This is a genomic window from Clostridium sp. UMB9555A (assembly GCF_030222355.1).
Taxonomy (GTDB): domain Bacteria; phylum Bacillota; class Clostridia; order Clostridiales; family Clostridiaceae; genus Sarcina; species Sarcina perfringens.
Map to the genome: position 1 here is coordinate 704,950 of NZ_JASORQ010000001.1, position 17,105 is coordinate 722,054.

Below are 17,105 nucleotides of genomic sequence, written 5' to 3' on the forward strand. Positions count from 1 at the left end.
AAAATGTATAGAAAATCTTTTAGGAGAATAAGATAGTTTTGCTATCTTATTTTTTTATTAATAAAACGTTAAAAATTGGATTTAAGGTTTATTTAAGGTTTAAAATATTCAAAAATTATACATAATTTTTAAAAATATGATATTATTAGGATAAATGATTCGTAAGGGAGGATATTCATGAAAAAGAAATACATAATAGCAATAGTAACAGTTGTAATACTTGCAGGGGTAGGAGTTGGAAGTTATTTTTTAAAACAAAGTATGAATAAGGAATCAGTGGCAACTATGGAGATATACACTGTTCCCTCTACAGATAAGGTTTTTGTAAATGGGAAAATAGAACCAGAAAAAGTTGAAAATATATTTTTAGATGCTACAAAGGGTACTGTAGATAAAGTAGAAGTTGAAAATGGAGATGTTGTTGAAAAAGGAGATACTTTATTTACATATAAAAATGACCAAGTTCAAAGTCAGGTAGAACAGTTAGAATTACAATTAAATTCTGCTAAAAGTCAAAAAGAAGAAATTAATAAACAAAATGCAGAAGCAAAAAAACAATTAGAGGATTTAAAGAAAGCCGGATTAGAAAATCAAATGCCTCAAGGAGGTCAAATACCTAATTTAGGGCAAAATGCAGGTGGGGAGCTATCAACTGGAAATGTAGATGAGCAAATAAAACTTCTAGAAAAGCAAATAAAAGCATTAAAGGATAAGGAATATTATAAAGTAACTGCGCCTATAGGTGGAAAGGTAATTTTGGCAGAACCAAGTGGAAATCCTACACAACCATATATTACTGTTGAATCAGGTGATTATTATATTAGTGGAAGTGTAAATGAAAAAGATCAACCTAAGATAAAGGAAGGACAAGAAGTTCAGATAACTATTCTTTCAACAAATAAAAATATAAATGGTAAAATATCCTCTGTTGGAAATACTCCTATAGATAATGGAGCTTCTTTAGCAGCACAGACAGGTGCACAGGAAGGAGCAGGTGGAAATATGTCTTATTATGAAGTTAAGATAACTCCAGATTCTCAGGAGGATTTAACTAATGGATTCCATGTTCAAGCATCTGTTAATTTAGATAAAAAGCCAATAGAAATTCCTAAGGAAGCAATTTTAAGTGTGGATAATGAAGAATTTGTATTTAAAAATGTAGATGGAAAACTTGTTAAGCAAGTTATAACATATTCACCTAAAGAAGGAAGTGAAGATGAAGTTATAGTAAGCAGTGGATTAAATGAAGAAGATAAAATAGTTTCTAATCCTACTCCTAACATGAAAGAGGGGATGAAGGTTGAGTAATATAGTAGAGGTTATTAAGTTAAATAAATACTATAGCCTAGGTAAAGAGAAATTTCATGCTTTAAAGGATGTTAATTTGGAAATAGAACAAGGGGATTTTGTCATGATAATGGGGAAATCAGGTAGTGGTAAAACAACTTTAATGAACTTACTAGGATTATTAGATAGCTTTGAAGATGGAACATATAAGTTTAATAATATTGATGTTAGTAAATTAAAAGAAGATCAGAAAGCTGACATAAGAAATAAGTATATGGGATTTATATTTCAACAATTCCATTTAATAAACTCTATGACCATAGGAAGCAATGTTGAACTTCCATTATTATATAATGAAAAAAGCATACCTCGTAAGAAAAGAGAAGAACTTATAGATAAATACTTAAAAATGGTAGGTTTATCGGAAAAGAAGAACCAACTTCCTCTAGAGTTATCAGGAGGTCAGCAACAAAGGGTAGCTATTGCAAGAGCTCTTATAAATAATCCTTATGTTATTTTTGCTGATGAACCAACAGGAGCTTTAGATAGTAATACTAGTACAGAAATCATGGAGATTTTAAAAAAATTAAATGAGGATAATAAGACAATAATCATGGTAACACATGATGAAGACTTAACTAAATATGCAAATAAGATAATAAGAGTTAAGGATGGAGTTATAACAAAGGGGGAAGATTATGTCAGCAATTAATTTAATAAAAACAGCCATTGCTAGTTTAAAGTTTCATAAGTTAAGAACTTTTCTAACAATGATTGGTATTATTATTGGCATAAGCTCTGTAGTTACAATACTTTCAGTTGGAGATGGATTAAAAGCTTATGTTTTAGAATCTTCTCAAGAAACTAATGCTAATAAGATAAACATAACATTTAAACCAGATAATTTTGACGCTAATATGAGTCTTTTAGAACCTTTTACAAAATCAGATATGAACGGCATAAAAGGAATAAAGGGAGTTAAAGATGTGAAACCATCTCAAGGCTTTATGGGTATAATGAGCTTTTCAAGTAGTCAACTTCAGTATTTTGATAAAAATCAATTTGCTATGCTTGGATCCTATGATGGAAAAAATGAGAAAGTTGAATATGGAAGATGGTTTGAAGATGGAGATAAGGATAAGTCTGTAATTGTATTGGATAATAATGTTGCAAAAGAACTATTTAATCCAATAGAAAGTGGTATTGGTAAGGCTGTAACTATGAATGGAATGAATTTTGAGGTTATAGGTATTTTACCACAGTTTGATATGATGAGCTTTGGAGGAAATACAAGTTATGTTCCAAAGAAAGCTATAGACAATATGAATAGCAATGAATTAATAACTTCCTTAGATGTATCACTTAATGCAGGTGTTGATAAAAAAGAAGTATATAAGGAAATAGAAAAATATTTAATGTCTAATCATCCTAATATTGGAGGAAAATATGAGATGCAAGACCCAGAGGAAGTTACAAAGGCCTTTGAAAAGATAATTGGTGGATTAACAAAATTCATAGCATTTATTACAGGAATTTCACTTTTAGTAGGTGGAATTGGAGTTATGAACATAATGTATGTTTCAGTTTCTGAAAGAAAAAGAGAAATTGGTATAAGAAGAGCTATTGGAGCAAAGCCTAAGAGCATATTACTTCAATTCTTATTTGAAGCTGTATTAGTAACCTTAATAGGTGGATTAATTGGAATATTATTAGGATACTTAATATCTAAAGTAGCTGGTGCCTTTTTACCATTTAAGCCAATACTTACAATGAGTACCTTTGTAGGAGCTACATTGGTTTCAATAATAGAAGGAGTAGTATTTGGAATAATACCAGCTTACAATGCTTGTAAGTTAGATCCTATAAAAGCCATTTATAGATAAAGAAGATTAATAGTAATAAATATATAAATTAATTATAAAAGATAAAGAAAAAAGATGGAAATTTAAATTGATTTCCATCTTTTTTATTAATATTCTTATTTACTTAATCCGAAAAGCTCCTTTTTTCTATAAACAAAGAATGTCATTAATACTGGTAAAATTAATGAGCCTATTAATGATGATATCATAAATCCATTCATTATAATTGAATAAATTATATTAGCAGCAGTTACTAATAAATATATGTATAGTCCAATAGCTTTTTTTCTTAATATTAGTATTATTCCTAAAAGATCTAATATTATTGAAACTAATCCAATAATAATACTAGTATTGTTTATACCTAATTGATCTATTGGTGCTCCAGTAATTGTAGCTAACTTTTCTTGAAAGCTTGGTATTAATAACATTATTGATCCAAAAAGAGCAAAAACTGAAAAAATTATTTGTATTACAGAAATGGTTATTATTCCAGCTCCTAATTTATTTTGTTTTTGGTTTTCCATAATATAGTCCCCCTTTAAAGTTTATTTATTACAATATACCATAAAAGTAAATAAAATGTAAAAGAAATAACAAGAAAATGTTAATAATTAAGGAAAATTTAAGAAAAGTACTATTTATAAATAAGTAATTAAAATTACAGAAAAATAATATTTTTAGAGTATTTTATATTTTACAATGTATTTTTAGATTTATCTTCTAATAAAGTATTCTTATATAGGAATACCAGAATCCATTGCATATTTTTGCATTGTTAAAGCTTCAGAAATTATTTTATTTGTACCTTGTTCATTAGAAAATATTATTTTAGTAGGATTATTAACTTTACTTTGTTTTTATAAAATTCTATAGATTTATTGGAATTCTATTTTCATGTTTTAAGGCTATTTTAGAGTTTATTAATAAGTCTATTATAAGTACATATATGTAAAATAGAATTATAAAAATAATAAATAAAACACCTTTTGATAAAAAATATATATAAATTGTGAATGTTTTTAGATGAAAAATAAAAAATACTTATCTAAAATTTTTAATTTACTAAATTTCCCTTAATTATTAACGGTTTGTTGATATATATTTACAAAATGTTAACTTTTATGGTATATTGTAATAGATAACTTTTAAAAAGAGACTATATTAAACTTTGATATAGGAATTTTTATAAAGATATTCATAGAGAGTCATAAAAATGTATATAGGTAAATAGTTATGATTTCAATAAAAAAAGAGAATTTAACTTATTTATAAAAATGGAGTATTATAAGTATGTAAGGAGTTTGTTAAAAAATAAACTATCAAAAGAAGAATAGTTTAAATTTTGGAGGTGTTTGAATGGGATACAAATTAAATTTAAAAGAAGTAAATGATTTATTTAACGAGCTTAAAAAGGAGTATATAATTTATGCTCCAAAAAGATTTGAAAAACAAGGAAGATACTCAGACACAGATATTATAAAATATGATGTTATAAATAATGTGGAAGAAATAGTATATAATGAAAAATCAACTTATCCAGTAAAAGAAATAATTACTCCAATTTCTCAAACTTTATATTATTTCATAGAAAATGAGTTTAGAGAAAGTAAAATGGATAGTCAAAAGAAAATGCTTATATTTGCAAGACCATGTGATATAAATGCTCAAAGAAGACAAGACACTATATATCTTAAAAATGGAAATTTTGAAGATACATTTTATAAAAGAATGAGAGATAGAGTTAAGTTTATTTGTATGGAATGTACAGAGGGATGGGATACTTGTTTCTGTACAACAATGAATAGCAATAAAACTGATGACTATAGTTTAGCAGTAAGATTTAATGAGGATAATTTACTTTTTAATGTTAAAGAAGAAGAATTTAATAAATACTTTGAAGGAAAAGAAGAAGAAGAATTTGAACTTAAGTTTATTGAAGAAAATATAGCTAAGGTTGAGTTACCAGAAATAGATAGTGTTGAAGTTTTAAATAAATTAAAGGATCATAAAATGTGGGAAGAATACAATAAAAGATGTATTCAATGTGGAAGTTGTACATTAGCTTGTAGTACATGTACATGCTTTACAACAAGGGATATAGTTCATGATTCAAATCATAACATAGGTGAAAGAAAGAGAATACAAGCATCTTGTCATGTAGATGGATTCGATGAAATGGCTGGTGGACATTTATTTAGAAAAACTGCTGGCGATAAAATGAGATATAAAGTTATGCATAAAATTCATGATTATAAAGCTCAATTTGGAGAAGAGCATATGTGTGTAGGATGTGGAAGATGTACAGATAGATGTCCAGAACATATATCAATTACAGCTACTATTAATAAGGTTTCAAAAGCAGTAAAAGAGATAATGGAGGAGATGTAAATGGAAAATATTTTAACACCTAAATCATGTGAAATAATAGACATAGTTAAGGAAACTGATAAAGAATGGACTTTTAGAATAGCTTCTGATGTTGTTCCAGAGCATGGTCAATTTTTAGAATTATCTCTTCCTAAGGTAGGGGAAGCACCTATTTCTGTTAGTGGATTTGGACCAGGATACTTAGATTTTACAATAAGAGCAGTAGGTAAAGTTACTGATGAAATATTTAAGTTACAACCAGGAGATAAGATTTCTTTAAGAGGAGCTTATGGAAAAGGGTGGCCTGTAGAACAATTTAAAAATAAAAATGTAATAATAGTAGCTGGGGGTACAGGAGTAGCACCAGTTAGAAGTTTAATAAATAAATTTTATGAGGAACCAAATTATGTTGAAACTTTAAGTCTAGTATTTGGATTTAAAAATTCAGAGGGAATACTTTTTAAAAATGACTTAGATAGATGGAATGAAAAATTCAATACTATTTATACTTTAGATAATGATACAAAAGAAGGATGGGAAACTGGACTTGTAACAGTTCATTTAAATAAATTACCTTTAGAAAGCTTTGGAGATAATTATGAGGTTATCATAGTTGGACCTCCTGTAATGATGCATTTTACAGCTTTAGAATTCTTAAAACTTGGAGTTCCAGAAGATAAGATATGGGTTTCATTTGAAAGAAAAATGTCATGTGCAGTAGGAAAATGTGGACATTGTAGAATAAATGAAACATATGTATGTCTTGAAGGACCTGTGTTTAACTATACAAAAGCAAAGACATTATTAGATTAGGAGGAATTATTTATGAATCATGATATAGATATTAAAAAAGTTAGATTAAATTGTTTTCGTCAATCAAAGGTTCCAGGAGAGTTTATGCTTCAAATGCGTATTCCAGGAGGAATAGTAGATGCTAAGTATTTATCACAAATACAAGAAATAGCAGAAACTTGGGGAAATGGAACATTTCATATGGGGATGAGACAAACCTTTAATATTCCAGGAATTAAATATGAAAATATTCCAGCAGTAAATAAGTTTATAGAAAATTATTTACAAGAAGTTGAAGTTGATAGATGTAATTGTGATATGAAAGTTGATGAAAATGGATATCCAACAATAGGTGCTAGAAATGTTATGGCATGTATTGGAAATTCACATTGTATAAAAGCAAATGTTGATACTAAGGATATGGCTAATAAAATAGAAAAATTAGTATTTCCATCACACTATCATATAAAAGTATCTGTAGCTGGATGTCCAAATGACTGTGCAAAGGGACATTTCCAAGACTTTGGTGTTATAGGACAAGCTAGGATGGAATATCATCCAGAAAGATGTATAGGCTGTGGAGCTTGTGTAAGGGCTTGTGAACATCATGCAACAAGAGTTTTAAGTTTAAATGATAAAGGACTAGTTGATAAGGATCCATGTTGTTGTGTAGGATGTGGAGAATGTGTATTAGCATGTCCAGCAAGTGCTTGGACTAGAAAACCAGAAAAATACTATAGAATAGTTATAGGAGGAAGAACAGGAAAGCAAACTCCTAGAATGGGTAAAACATTTATAAACTTTGCAACAGAAGAAGTTGTTCTTGGTATCTTTGGTAACTGGCAAAAATTCTCTGCTTGGGCTTTAGATTATAAACCAGAATATTTACATGGTGGTCACTTAATTGATAGAGCGGGATATCATAAATTTAAAGAAATAATTTTAGATGGAGTAGAGTTAAATCCAGAAGCTTTAGTTGCAGATAATATATTCTGGGCTGAAACAGAATATAGATCAAACTTTAATGTTAAACCAATAAAGATGCATAAAACTATAGAATCTAATAGACCTTTAAGATAGTTATTTAATGTGAGAAAGATAAATTTTATTATATTAGTATTGAGCTTAATTTTATGATAATAAAAATTTATGCTTTTAAAGCTTATATGATTTATAAAGTTTTAATTTTTAGGGAAGGGGTACACTCTTTAAATTAAATATAAACATAGTAATGCTAATATAATATTAAAGAATTAAGTTTATTTTTAAAATTACATAGATTAGAGAATTTTCTACAATCTATGTAATTTTTTTATATAAGCAAAAAATACAATAAATTAGCAAATTAATATTAATAAAATATAAATAAGTTAATAGATTGTTAATAAAATGAAGTTGTATTTTAAATCTTTATTTTTTTAAGACTTTGATTGTATTATTATTTAAATTTATAATGTTAAGTGAAATGAGAAAAGAATGTCAGTAAAATTTATTATAGATTTAAAAATAATTTGTCCTAAGAAGTGAAATATTTATTCTCCCTTTCATATCACTTTTTAGGACAGATTTTTGAAAACTTTAAAATTTAGGAGGTTTTTAAAATGAGTAATAAAATAATAAAATCATATTGGGGTGTTGAATTAAGTCCAAGATTTATTGATGCTGGAAGTAAAAAACTTTGTATAATATTGCCTGGAATAGGATATTGTTTAGATAGATCTTACTTAGATTACTCTAAACAATTAGCAAAAGAAATAGGATATGATGTTCTAGAAATAGAATATGGATATCAAATAAACAGAAGTGAATTTAATATAGAAAAAGAGTTTAGTATAATGGTTTCTGAGTCATTAGAAGTTATAGATAATGCTATAGAAAAAGAGTATGAAGAAATTTTAATAATAGGAAAAAGCATTGGAACAAGTGTACAGTCTTTCTTAAATAAAGATTTAAGTAGAAGATTTAAAAATATAAGAAATATATATATAAGCCCAATAAATAAGACTTTAGATGAGTTTAATATAGAGTCTAATTCTTTAGTTATAACAGGAGATAAAGATCCATTATTAAGTATAGCTCATAGAGTAGAGATAGAAAAAAGAGAAGATGTAGAAAGTTTTATAATAGAAGGTGCAAATCATGCTCTTGATATAGAAGGAAATGTTATGAATACTATTGATGCTTTAAAAGAGTCTTTAGAAATAGAAAAAGATTTTATATTAAAATAATTAAATTAAAATGAAAAAGAATAAGGTTAATCATGAGTGTTTAACCTTATTCTTTTTTCATTTTAAATATTTTCAATTCTTTATGAAACTAATTCCATATATAAAATGTAAAGGGTTTAATAAAATATTATATTTCAATTAAATTATATTATTAATTAATAAAATAACAAATAAATAAATTTAAAATTTGAAATTTATTAAAATATATCTTTAATTAATTTTAAAACATAAATTTTGAAGCTTGACAGAAAGTGTATGGAACTGATACCATATATTCAAGAAGTAAAGGATATCAAAAGAGGATAGGTTTTAGGAGGTTTTAAAATGAGTAAAGAACAAATAGTTGCTCAAGAAATATTAAAAAATATTGGTGGAAAAGAAAATATAAAATCAATGGAACACTGTGCAACTAGATTGAGACTTATAGTTAAAGATAAAAGTCTAATAAATGAAAAGGCAATTGAGAATATTGATGGAGTAAGGGGACAATTTTTTGCTGCTGCTCAATATCAAATAATTCTAGGAACTGGATTTGTAAATAAAGTCTTTGCAGCTATGAATGGTGAAGGAGTAGAAACTGGGAATGTAAAAGAAGATGCATATAGTGATATGACTTTACCACAAAAAATATCCCGTACTTTAGGAGATATTTTCGTTCCTATAATTCCAGTACTTGTGGCAACAGGTTTATTTATGGGATTAAGAGGACTTTTAACTAATTTAGGAGTTGAATTTAGTCCAACTTTTAATACTTTATCAGAGGTTTTAACAGATACAGCATTTATATTCTTACCAGCCTTAGTAGCTTGGTCAACAATGAAAAAATTTGGTGGAACACCTGTAGTTGGTATAGTATTAGGGCTTATGCTTGTAGCTCCTCAGCTTCCAAATGCTTGGCAAGTAGCAGGAGGAGCAGATCCAATATATATTTCTTTATTAGGAATAAGTATCCCTATAGTAGGATATCAAGGATCAGTACTTCCAGCTTTAGTATTAGGTATTATAGCAGCTAAATTAGAAAAATTTGTTAGAAAGTTTATGCCAGATGTACTAGATTTAATATTTACTCCATTTTTAACTTTATTAGTATCAATGATTATTGGACTTTTAGTAGTAGGTCCTATAATGCATACAAGTGAAGTATATATATTAGATTTATTTAAAATGTTTTTAAGCTTACCATTTGGAATAGGTGGAGCAATAATTGGAGGAGTTCACCAAGTTATAGTTGTAACTGGAGTTCATCATATATTTAATGCTTTAGAAGTTGAATTAATTTCAAGTACAGGATTAAATCCATTTAATGCAGTAATAACTGGGGCTATAGTATCTCAAGGAGCAGCAGCTCTTGCAGTTGGATTTAAGACAAAAGATAAGAAAAAACGTTCATTATATATTTCCTCTGCAATACCAGCCTTTTTAGGAATTACAGAAGCGGCCATATTTGGAGTAAACTTAAGATTTATTAAACCATTTATATTTGCATGTATAGGTGGAGCTGCATCAGGAATGTTTGCATCAATGATGAAATTAGCTGGAACAGGTATGGGAATAACAGCTATACCGGGAACACTTCTTTATATTAATACAGGATTAATTCAGTACTTCATAACAATTGCTATTGGATTTGCTATTTCATTTGCATTAACATATATATTCTTTAAACCACAAGAATAATTTTTAGGCTCTGTGATTTTACAGAGCCTGCTTTTAAATATTTCAAAATAGTATTATATGGTTAAAAACTTCTAGGTAATGATATAATTTATAATATAAGAAGATATATATCTTTATTTAGGAGGAAAATGATGAAAGTTACAATACAGGACATAGCTAATATGGTAGGAGTATCAAAAAGCACTGTATCAAGATACTTAAATGGTGGTTATGTGAGTAATGAAAATACAGTTAAGATAAAAGAAGCTATAGAAAAAACTGGTTTTGAAACTAACTTTTTTGCTAAAAGGTTAAAGTCTAAACAAAGTAAGTTAATAGGAATAATTGTTCCTAGAATAGATTCATTTACTGCAGGTAAAACATTAAATGGTATAAATAAAAAACTAGAAGAACAGGGTTATCAAGGAATAATATTAACAAGTGAATTTAACATAGAAAAGGAATTAGAACAAATTAATAAGTTATATAATCAAGGGGTAGATGGAATTATTATAATGTCTTTTGAAATTTCAAAAGAACATGTAAAATTAGCCAATAAACTTCCTATACCTATTTTGTTTTCAGGACAAAAAAATGATTATATAAATTATTTAGTTTTAGATGATGAAAAGATAGGAAATATTTTAGGAACATATATAAAAGAACAAGGACATAAAGATATTGTGTTCTTAGGGGTTAGTGAAAGTGATAGAGAAGTTGGAATTCTTAGAAAAAAGGGGTTTTGTGATGTTTTTGGAAAAGAAGTCAATATAAGTTTTGTAGAAACAGACTTTTCTTTTGATAAAGCATATGAAGCAGGAGGAGAGGTTTTAAAATATAATCCAACAGCTATTGTATGTGCAACAGATAATATAGCTCTTGGGCTTATGAGATATCTTCTTGAGAATGGAAAGCAAATACCAGAGGATATTTCTATTGCAGCCTTTGGAGGATATGAGGTAAGTGCAATAACATATCCATCACTAACCACTGTAAAAATTGATTATAAATTATTTGGTGAAGAAATAGCACTTAATATTTTAAGTTTGATAAATGGAGAGAAAAGTATAAATACTTGTGAAATTCCTTTAGAACTTATGGTAAGAGAAAGTGTTAAAAGTTTAAAGTAGGGTTTGCTTCACCTAATAATTAAAAGAAAGGTGAAGTAAATGGAGTTTTTAAATGATGAAGATATAAACAAAAAATCAAAAGAATATTATAATAAAACTAAAGATATATGGAGAGATAATTTTCATTTTGAGCCTCCCTTTGGGCTTATAAATGATCCAAATGGATTAAGTTATTATAAAGGAGAATATTACATATTTTTTCAGTGGAACCCATATGGCTGTGAGCACAAGAATAAACATTGGGGAATTGTAAAAACAAAGAATTTTAAAGATTTTTCAATACCTAAAATTGCCTTAACTCCAAAAGAATATTTTGATAAGGATGGATGTTATTCAGGGGGAGCTATTGTTAAAGATGGTAATTTACAAGTATTTTATACTGGGAATGTTAAAGGGGATAAAGGAGAGAGAATATCTTATCAATGCAAGGGGATTCTTGAAGAAAATGGACAATTGAAAAAATTAGGCCCAGTTATTTCTACATTACCAAAAGGATATACAGCTCATTTTAGAGATCCATATATTTGGGAAAATAATGGTTATTATTATATGATTCTTGGAATACAGACTGAAAAGCTAAAGGGTAGATGCGTAATATATAAATCAAATGATCTAGATGACTGGAAGTTTTATGGGGAACTAAAAACGTCTTATGAGGATTTTGGATTTATGTGGGAATGTCCATCCTTTTTAAAAATTCATAATAAGGATATTTTTATATTTTCTCCTCAAGGAATTAAAGAAGAAGAGTTTAGATATCAAAACATATATCAATCGGGATACTTAATAGGAAATTTAAATTATGATACTTTAGAATTTAAAAATAATAATGAGTTCAAGGAATTAGATATGGGCTTTGATTTTTATGCGCCTCAAGTATTTAAGGACGAAAAAGGAAGAAATATATTAATTGGATGGATGGGACTTCCTGAAAGAGAAGAGTTTCATTGTAGTAGGGAGAATGGATTGATATTTTCTTTAACCATGCCTAGAGAATTAACCTTAAAGAATGGAATTTTACATCAAAATCCTATAGAGGAGATAAGAAAGCTTAGGGGAGATAAAATTGTAAGCCTAAAAAATATAATTATTGAAGATTTAAATTTTAATGAAGTAAAAGAAAATAGTTATGAGCTTAAACTAGATATAGAAAGACAGGAAGCATCAAAGATTGAAATTGATTTTATGAAGAGTAATGAGGAACACACATCCTTAATTTATGATTTTAAAAAAGAAATTTGTATAATAGATAGAAATTCAATGATTAATGGAGAAAAGGGTATAAGGAAGTTTAAGTTACATTCTAATGGGAATTTAAAAATTAATATGTTTGTGGATAAATCATCAGTAGAAATATATTTCCAAGATGGAATTGAAGTAGCATCATTAAAGCTTTATCCTAAAAAAGATAGCTTTAATTTAAGTTTAAAATCTGAAGAAGGTAAAATTAAAATAAATTCCTTAAATGTATGGGAGATGAATGAGGTGAATTATAATGAATAAAGTATTTTGTATAGGAGAATTATTAATAGATTTTATAGGAAAAGATATAGGAAAAGGTCTTAAAAATGGAGTAAACTTTGAGAAAAAGGCTGGAGGAGCTCCAGCAAATGTTGGAGCAGCAGTTTGTAAGCTTGGAGGAGAATCTTATTTTTTAGGACAAGTTGGTAATGACTCTTTTGGAGAATTTCTAGTTGATATGATAAAAAATATAGGTATAAATACTGAAATGACTAAAATGGATGGATATACCACTTTAGCATTTGTTGCTATTGATGAAAATGGAGAAAGAGATTTTGAGTTTCATAGAGGTAGTGATGGAGAATATTCATTTAATAATATTGATTTAAGTAAAATAGAAAAGGATGATATAATTCACTTTGGTTCAGCTACGGGATTTTTAAAAGGGGAACTTAAGAATACTTATTTTAAACTTTTAGAGATTGGACGTAAAAATGGAAACTTTATATCTTTTGATCCAAACTATAGAGATATGCTTATTAAAGAAGAAGGAATTGAAGAGTTTAAGGAAGACTGTAAGAAATTTATAAGCTCTTGTGATTTTTTAAAGCTTAGTGATGAGGAGATAAAGCTATTAACTGATGAAGAAGATTTAGAAAGAGGAGTTGAAAAACTTCATTCTTTAGGAGCAAAAATAATAGCTGTTACACTAGGAGGAAAAGGAACTCTTTTAAGTAATGGCATTCATTCAGAGATAGTTCCATCAATAAAAATTAATCAAGTAGATTCAACTGGGGCAGGGGATGCTTTCGTTGGGGCTGTTCTTAAGAAAGTAAGTGAATTAAAAGATAAGAAGAATTTTGATTTAAATTTATGGAGAGAAATTATAAGTTATGGAAATAAGGTTGGAGCATTAACATGCACAAATTATGGTGCTATTGATGCTATTCCAAATGAAGAAGATTTAATGAAATATATATAGTTTATTTGAAAGCATATGAGAATTTTTAGGAACCTATTAAAATCCTTTAGTTCTCATATGTTTTTTTATTTTAGTGTATTTTAGATTAGAGTTTTATCCTTTAAAATAAAATTTTATGATTAGATTAAATATTATTTTAAACTTTAGATTAATAGGTTATATTAAAATTTAACAGGAATATAGTTTAGTAAAGTGATTTTTAAGGAGGAATCTTTGAAGGGATGTTTTAAAGATATATCTTATGATGATAGAAATTTTTTAGCTATAGGTCTTGCATTTATATCAAATTTAATATTTTTAAATATAACAGAAAAAGAAGTAAGGTTTAATAATATCTATGAAATATTTAATTTAAAGGGGTATGAAGCTTTAAAGGAAGTATTTATTATTTTTATAACTTTTATAGCTATAATTTTTTTAATTTTTGCTATTATTATAGGTATAGATATAATTTTGCATTCCTTGGAGGTCTTTAACAAAATTGTATCTTTAGGAACTATTATAGTAATTTTTATAATAGCTTTTTATGGATTAAATAACAGTATTCAAGGATTTAAGATATTATTTTTAACTTTATTCTTTGTGGGGTTATTTTTTAAGATATGGGAAGAGGTAAAGAATAATAAATAATTAAATGAATTAAAGGTTAAGTCCAAATTAAAAATGAATAATTTGGATTTAACCTTTATTTAAAAGTGTAATTTATTTTTCAGAAACTTGTTCTATGGAAATAATAGAGACATTTCTTTTTTCAAATTCATCAATTACTTTTTGAATTATAGATGGTTTTTTATAATTATCTTCAGGGTAACCGTCTTGTCCATCTTTAAAATCTATTAGTTTAGCTTCTAAAAATGGATGATAAAACATCCCAGCAAAAGTAGTATTAGACATGTTTTTTATCTTATTTAACATATCATTTTCTTTACCACCCTCAATATAATAAAGAGGGGTAGGTACATAATAAGAACCACTTCCAGTTGGTGATTTAATAGGCTTTGATTGATGGTTATTTTCATCATAATCATTAAATATATATTTAAAATTCTTTTCTAAAGCTTCATTTTGTTCTTTGCTTATAGTGTAATGAGGAGCTTCAAAGAAATTTATTTTTATATCAAGATCTTTGGCTATTTGGAGAGCTTTATCAACTCTTGTTTTTAAATCTTCCACAGAAGGATTATATTTTCCAAATTCAAAGCCATGTCCACTAATTGTATTACCTATTTGATGAGTATATCCATGTAATCCTATTTCCCCTTTATGAGAAGCTACAAAGTCTAAAGTGTATATAAGCTCTGCATTAGCAAAATTATTTTCTTTAGAAGGATCATTATCTATTTTCTTTTCAGGATCTATATACCTAGGTATCCAAGCTATATGATAAGGAACATTTTTTTTGCCTAAATATCTTCCCATAACTCTTATAGTCTCAAGATATTGTGAATCATACTCTGTTCCAGTTCCAGTAGAGGCAACATCTTCAAATCTTATTATGCCTTTTTGAGGGCCATTTCCCTTATAGGGTTTAACATCTAACATGTCTTTATTATTGTATAATTTTATTAGCTTGTCCTTTGAGTTCCATCTGCTTTTTAAATCAAACATATTAACAACATCAATTAAAGACATATATACAGTATCATCTTTTACTATAGGGTCAATTTTAAATTTCTTAGCCTCTGGATTTTCCTTTGATGAATCAGTCCAAGTATTATCTTTTAAATTAACTTTAATATCTTTATTTTCAAATTTAATATTTAAAGAATCATCTTCTATTTTAAAATCCCCATTGTTATTTTTAATTATTTCGCTTATAGGGATTAGATATCTATTTTTATCTAAGTATACTGGTAAGCTTAAATCTTGAACTTTACCATTTAAATTTATTTTAATATTATCTTCAGGTTTATCTAATCCAGAAAACTTTTCTAATCCAAATACAGATAGCCCAAAGTTTTTGCTTTCCCCTTTAGATCCACATCCTATTAGAAAAATCATTGAAAGAATTAATAGGGAAGTTGTAAAAAGTTTTTTCATATAGTGCCTCCTTGTATTAATTTAAATTATAATTAAGTAGAACTGTAAACTTAATAAATCATAAAAAGTGTACATTTATAATAATATTTTACAAATTAAGGTTTAAATTTACAAAAAGGTTAAAAAAGTATTAATAAATAACTTATTACATATTTTATTAGAATAAATAAAAAAAGATAATAACAAGTTTTGTTATTATCTTTTTGCTTTGTTTTAAAAATTAATTTTATTTTTATTTATAATTAACCTCTTGGAGCGTACATTATAATTAAAACTCCAATTAAGGCAATAAATCCACCAATTAAATCAAATTTATCAGGAATAATATTATCAACTTTCCATCCCCATAAGATTGATAAAACTATAAATATCCCACCGTAGGTAGCATAAACTCTTCCAAAATTAGAGTTTTCAGGTTGAAGTGTTGGAATAATTCCATATAATATTAGAACTAAAGCACCTATAATTCCATATATTGAACTTTTTCCTTGGCGAAGCCAAAGCCATATAAGGTAACCACCACCTATTTCAAAAACTCCAGCTAATAAAAAATAAAATATTGATTTTATATTTTCCAAATTAGAATCTCCTCTTCTAGTAATTAATTTAAGTATGCAAATTATATCATTCATATAAAGATGCATCAATTCATTTAATTTTGAATATATTTAGTTGGAAATATAATAATATGATGATATAATAATTAGTGAAACGATTACAAGGTGTTGAAGAATTTAGGGGGCAAGTATGGTAGTTGGATTTTTTATAGCTTTAATTTTTATAATAGTTGAAATAGGAATAAGTTCTTATCTTGTATATGACCTTCATTGTAAAAAGGATGAAGACATTAAAAAGTTGGAAAAACAAGATGTTAAGACAATAGTTACATTGAGAAAAGTGGTTGTATTAGAGAATTTAGTATCTTTATTATTGTACAGTGTCTTAATAAGCAATAAAGAGATATTAAAGTTTGGAAGAGGTGAAATGCTGACTATAGCAATATTGTTATCTATGGGTGTAATGATGATTTATCTTTATATGTTTGATAATTTTATTGAAAAGTTTAAGAGGTTTAATAATACTGAAAAAGAAAATATCATAGCTTAAAAGCTATTTTGAATTTATAAAATACTTAAATTTTTATTTTAAGGAGAAATTAAAGGAAATAGAGAAGATATTTTATAGTTTAAGTAAAAAAAGTCATGTATAAAAACATGGCTTTTTTATTTAGGTAATTTATAAAAAGTAATGAAATAAATTAATAAATACGAAAGTTTAATTAGCAATTTGTATTTTA

16 protein-coding genes are annotated in these 17,105 nt (G+C 26.8%); 13 read left to right on the forward strand and 3 right to left on the reverse strand.

The annotated features are described in order from the left end of the window. Positions 1–177: 177 nt before the first annotated feature. From QP548_RS03280 to QP548_RS03290, 3 genes are read left to right on the forward strand one after another with little or no spacing between them, the layout of a single operon-like run. Positions 178–1,308, forward strand: coding sequence for an efflux RND transporter periplasmic adaptor subunit (locus tag QP548_RS03280; RefSeq protein WP_061428635.1), 1,131 nt, complete (start codon positions 178–180; stop codon positions 1,306–1,308). Further along, complete coding sequence (locus QP548_RS03285) at positions 1,301–1,999, forward strand: ABC transporter ATP-binding protein (protein ID WP_061428633.1); 699 nt, start codon at positions 1,301–1,303, stop codon at positions 1,997–1,999. The genes QP548_RS03280 and QP548_RS03285 overlap by 8 nt, the downstream gene beginning before the upstream one ends. Continuing rightward, a complete protein-coding gene (locus QP548_RS03290; RefSeq protein WP_061428631.1) occupies positions 1,986–3,170 on the forward strand; it encodes an ABC transporter permease in 1,185 nt (394 codons plus the stop codon). Before QP548_RS03285 ends, QP548_RS03290 begins: the two co-directional genes overlap by 14 nt. Positions 3,171–3,265: 95 nt before the next feature. Here QP548_RS03290 and QP548_RS03295 read toward each other — a convergent pair whose 3' ends face one another. Next, positions 3,266–3,676 carry a hypothetical protein gene (locus QP548_RS03295; protein ID WP_061428629.1) on the reverse strand — a complete coding sequence of 137 codons (411 nt, stop codon included), beginning with the start codon at positions 3,674–3,676 and terminating at the stop codon, positions 3,266–3,268. Positions 3,677–4,508: 832 nt separating this feature from the next. Here QP548_RS03295 and asrA point away from each other — a divergent pair. From asrA to QP548_RS03340, 9 genes are all read left to right on the forward strand, one after another. Continuing rightward, positions 4,509–5,540: an anaerobic sulfite reductase subunit AsrA gene (asrA, locus tag QP548_RS03300; protein ID WP_061428627.1), complete on the forward strand. Its 1,032-nt coding sequence runs from the start codon at positions 4,509–4,511 to the stop codon at positions 5,538–5,540. Further along, positions 5,541–6,332 carry an anaerobic sulfite reductase subunit AsrB gene (gene asrB, locus QP548_RS03305; RefSeq protein WP_061428625.1) on the forward strand — a complete coding sequence of 264 codons (792 nt, stop codon included), beginning with the start codon at positions 5,541–5,543 and terminating at the stop codon, positions 6,330–6,332. Between the two features lie 12 nt (positions 6,333–6,344). Then, entirely contained in the window at positions 6,345–7,391 is a 1,047-nt protein-coding gene (gene asrC, locus QP548_RS03310) for a sulfite reductase subunit C (RefSeq protein WP_061428623.1), read from the forward strand. A 521-nt stretch (positions 7,392–7,912) separates the two neighbouring features. Beyond that, positions 7,913–8,539 carry an alpha/beta hydrolase gene (locus tag QP548_RS03315; protein ID WP_061428621.1) on the forward strand — a complete coding sequence of 209 codons (627 nt, stop codon included), beginning with the start codon at positions 7,913–7,915 and terminating at the stop codon, positions 8,537–8,539. A gap of 324 nt (positions 8,540–8,863) precedes the next feature. Then, entirely contained in the window at positions 8,864–10,216 is a 1,353-nt protein-coding gene (locus tag QP548_RS03320) for a sucrose-specific PTS transporter subunit IIBC (protein ID WP_061428619.1), read from the forward strand. A gap of 131 nt (positions 10,217–10,347) precedes the next feature. Next, positions 10,348–11,325 carry a LacI family DNA-binding transcriptional regulator gene (locus QP548_RS03325; protein ID WP_061428617.1) on the forward strand — a complete coding sequence of 326 codons (978 nt, stop codon included), beginning with the start codon at positions 10,348–10,350 and terminating at the stop codon, positions 11,323–11,325. A 39-nt stretch (positions 11,326–11,364) separates the two neighbouring features. Further along, positions 11,365–12,828: a glycoside hydrolase family 32 protein gene (locus tag QP548_RS03330; protein WP_061428615.1), complete on the forward strand. Its 1,464-nt coding sequence runs from the start codon at positions 11,365–11,367 to the stop codon at positions 12,826–12,828. After that, positions 12,821–13,768: a carbohydrate kinase family protein gene (locus QP548_RS03335; RefSeq protein WP_061428613.1), complete on the forward strand. Its 948-nt coding sequence runs from the start codon at positions 12,821–12,823 to the stop codon at positions 13,766–13,768. The genes QP548_RS03330 and QP548_RS03335 overlap by 8 nt, the downstream gene beginning before the upstream one ends. 213 nt (positions 13,769–13,981) lie before the next feature. Next, positions 13,982–14,398 (forward strand): hypothetical protein, encoded by a 417-nt coding sequence (locus tag QP548_RS03340; RefSeq protein ID WP_061428611.1) that lies wholly within the window; start codon positions 13,982–13,984, stop codon positions 14,396–14,398. 72 nt (positions 14,399–14,470) lie between these two features. On the opposite strand, the gene QP548_RS03345 is transcribed toward QP548_RS03340, so the two are convergent. Continuing rightward, complete coding sequence (locus QP548_RS03345) at positions 14,471–15,808, reverse strand: polysaccharide deacetylase family protein (protein WP_075808043.1); 1,338 nt, start codon at positions 15,806–15,808, stop codon at positions 14,471–14,473. A gap of 242 nt (positions 15,809–16,050) precedes the next feature. Further along, positions 16,051–16,386, reverse strand: a complete 336-nt coding sequence (locus tag QP548_RS03350) for a YnfA family protein (protein WP_061428607.1) — start codon at positions 16,384–16,386, stop codon at positions 16,051–16,053. Between the two features lie 169 nt (positions 16,387–16,555). On the opposite strand from QP548_RS03350, the gene QP548_RS03355 reads away from it, so the two are divergent. After that, a complete protein-coding gene (locus QP548_RS03355) occupies positions 16,556–16,915 on the forward strand; it encodes a hypothetical protein (RefSeq protein ID WP_061428605.1) in 360 nt (119 codons plus the stop codon). Positions 16,916–17,105: the final 190 nt, after the last annotated feature.

Coding starts and splice junctions, on each gene's coding strand:
- QP548_RS03280 (WP_061428635.1), top strand. CDS start 178: ATGAAAAAGAAATACATAATAGCAATAGTAACAGTTGTAATACTTGCA.
- QP548_RS03290 (WP_061428631.1), top strand. CDS start 1,986: ATGTCAGCAATTAATTTAATAAAAACAGCCATTGCTAGTTTAAAGTTT.
- QP548_RS03295 (WP_061428629.1), bottom strand. CDS start 3,676: ATGGAAAACCAAAAACAAAATAAATTAGGAGCTGGAATAATAACCATT.
- asrA (WP_061428627.1), top strand. CDS start 4,509: ATGGGATACAAATTAAATTTAAAAGAAGTAAATGATTTATTTAACGAG.
- asrB (WP_061428625.1), top strand. CDS start 5,541: ATGGAAAATATTTTAACACCTAAATCATGTGAAATAATAGACATAGTT.
- asrC (WP_061428623.1), top strand. CDS start 6,345: ATGAATCATGATATAGATATTAAAAAAGTTAGATTAAATTGTTTTCGT.
- QP548_RS03315 (WP_061428621.1), top strand. CDS start 7,913: ATGAGTAATAAAATAATAAAATCATATTGGGGTGTTGAATTAAGTCCA.
- QP548_RS03320 (WP_061428619.1), top strand. CDS start 8,864: ATGAGTAAAGAACAAATAGTTGCTCAAGAAATATTAAAAAATATTGGT.
- QP548_RS03325 (WP_061428617.1), top strand. CDS start 10,348: ATGAAAGTTACAATACAGGACATAGCTAATATGGTAGGAGTATCAAAA.
- QP548_RS03330 (WP_061428615.1), top strand. CDS start 11,365: ATGGAGTTTTTAAATGATGAAGATATAAACAAAAAATCAAAAGAATAT.
- QP548_RS03335 (WP_061428613.1), top strand. CDS start 12,821: ATGAATAAAGTATTTTGTATAGGAGAATTATTAATAGATTTTATAGGA.
- QP548_RS03345 (WP_075808043.1), bottom strand. CDS start 15,808: ATGAAAAAACTTTTTACAACTTCCCTATTAATTCTTTCAATGATTTTT.
- QP548_RS03355 (WP_061428605.1), top strand. CDS start 16,556: ATGGTAGTTGGATTTTTTATAGCTTTAATTTTTATAATAGTTGAAATA.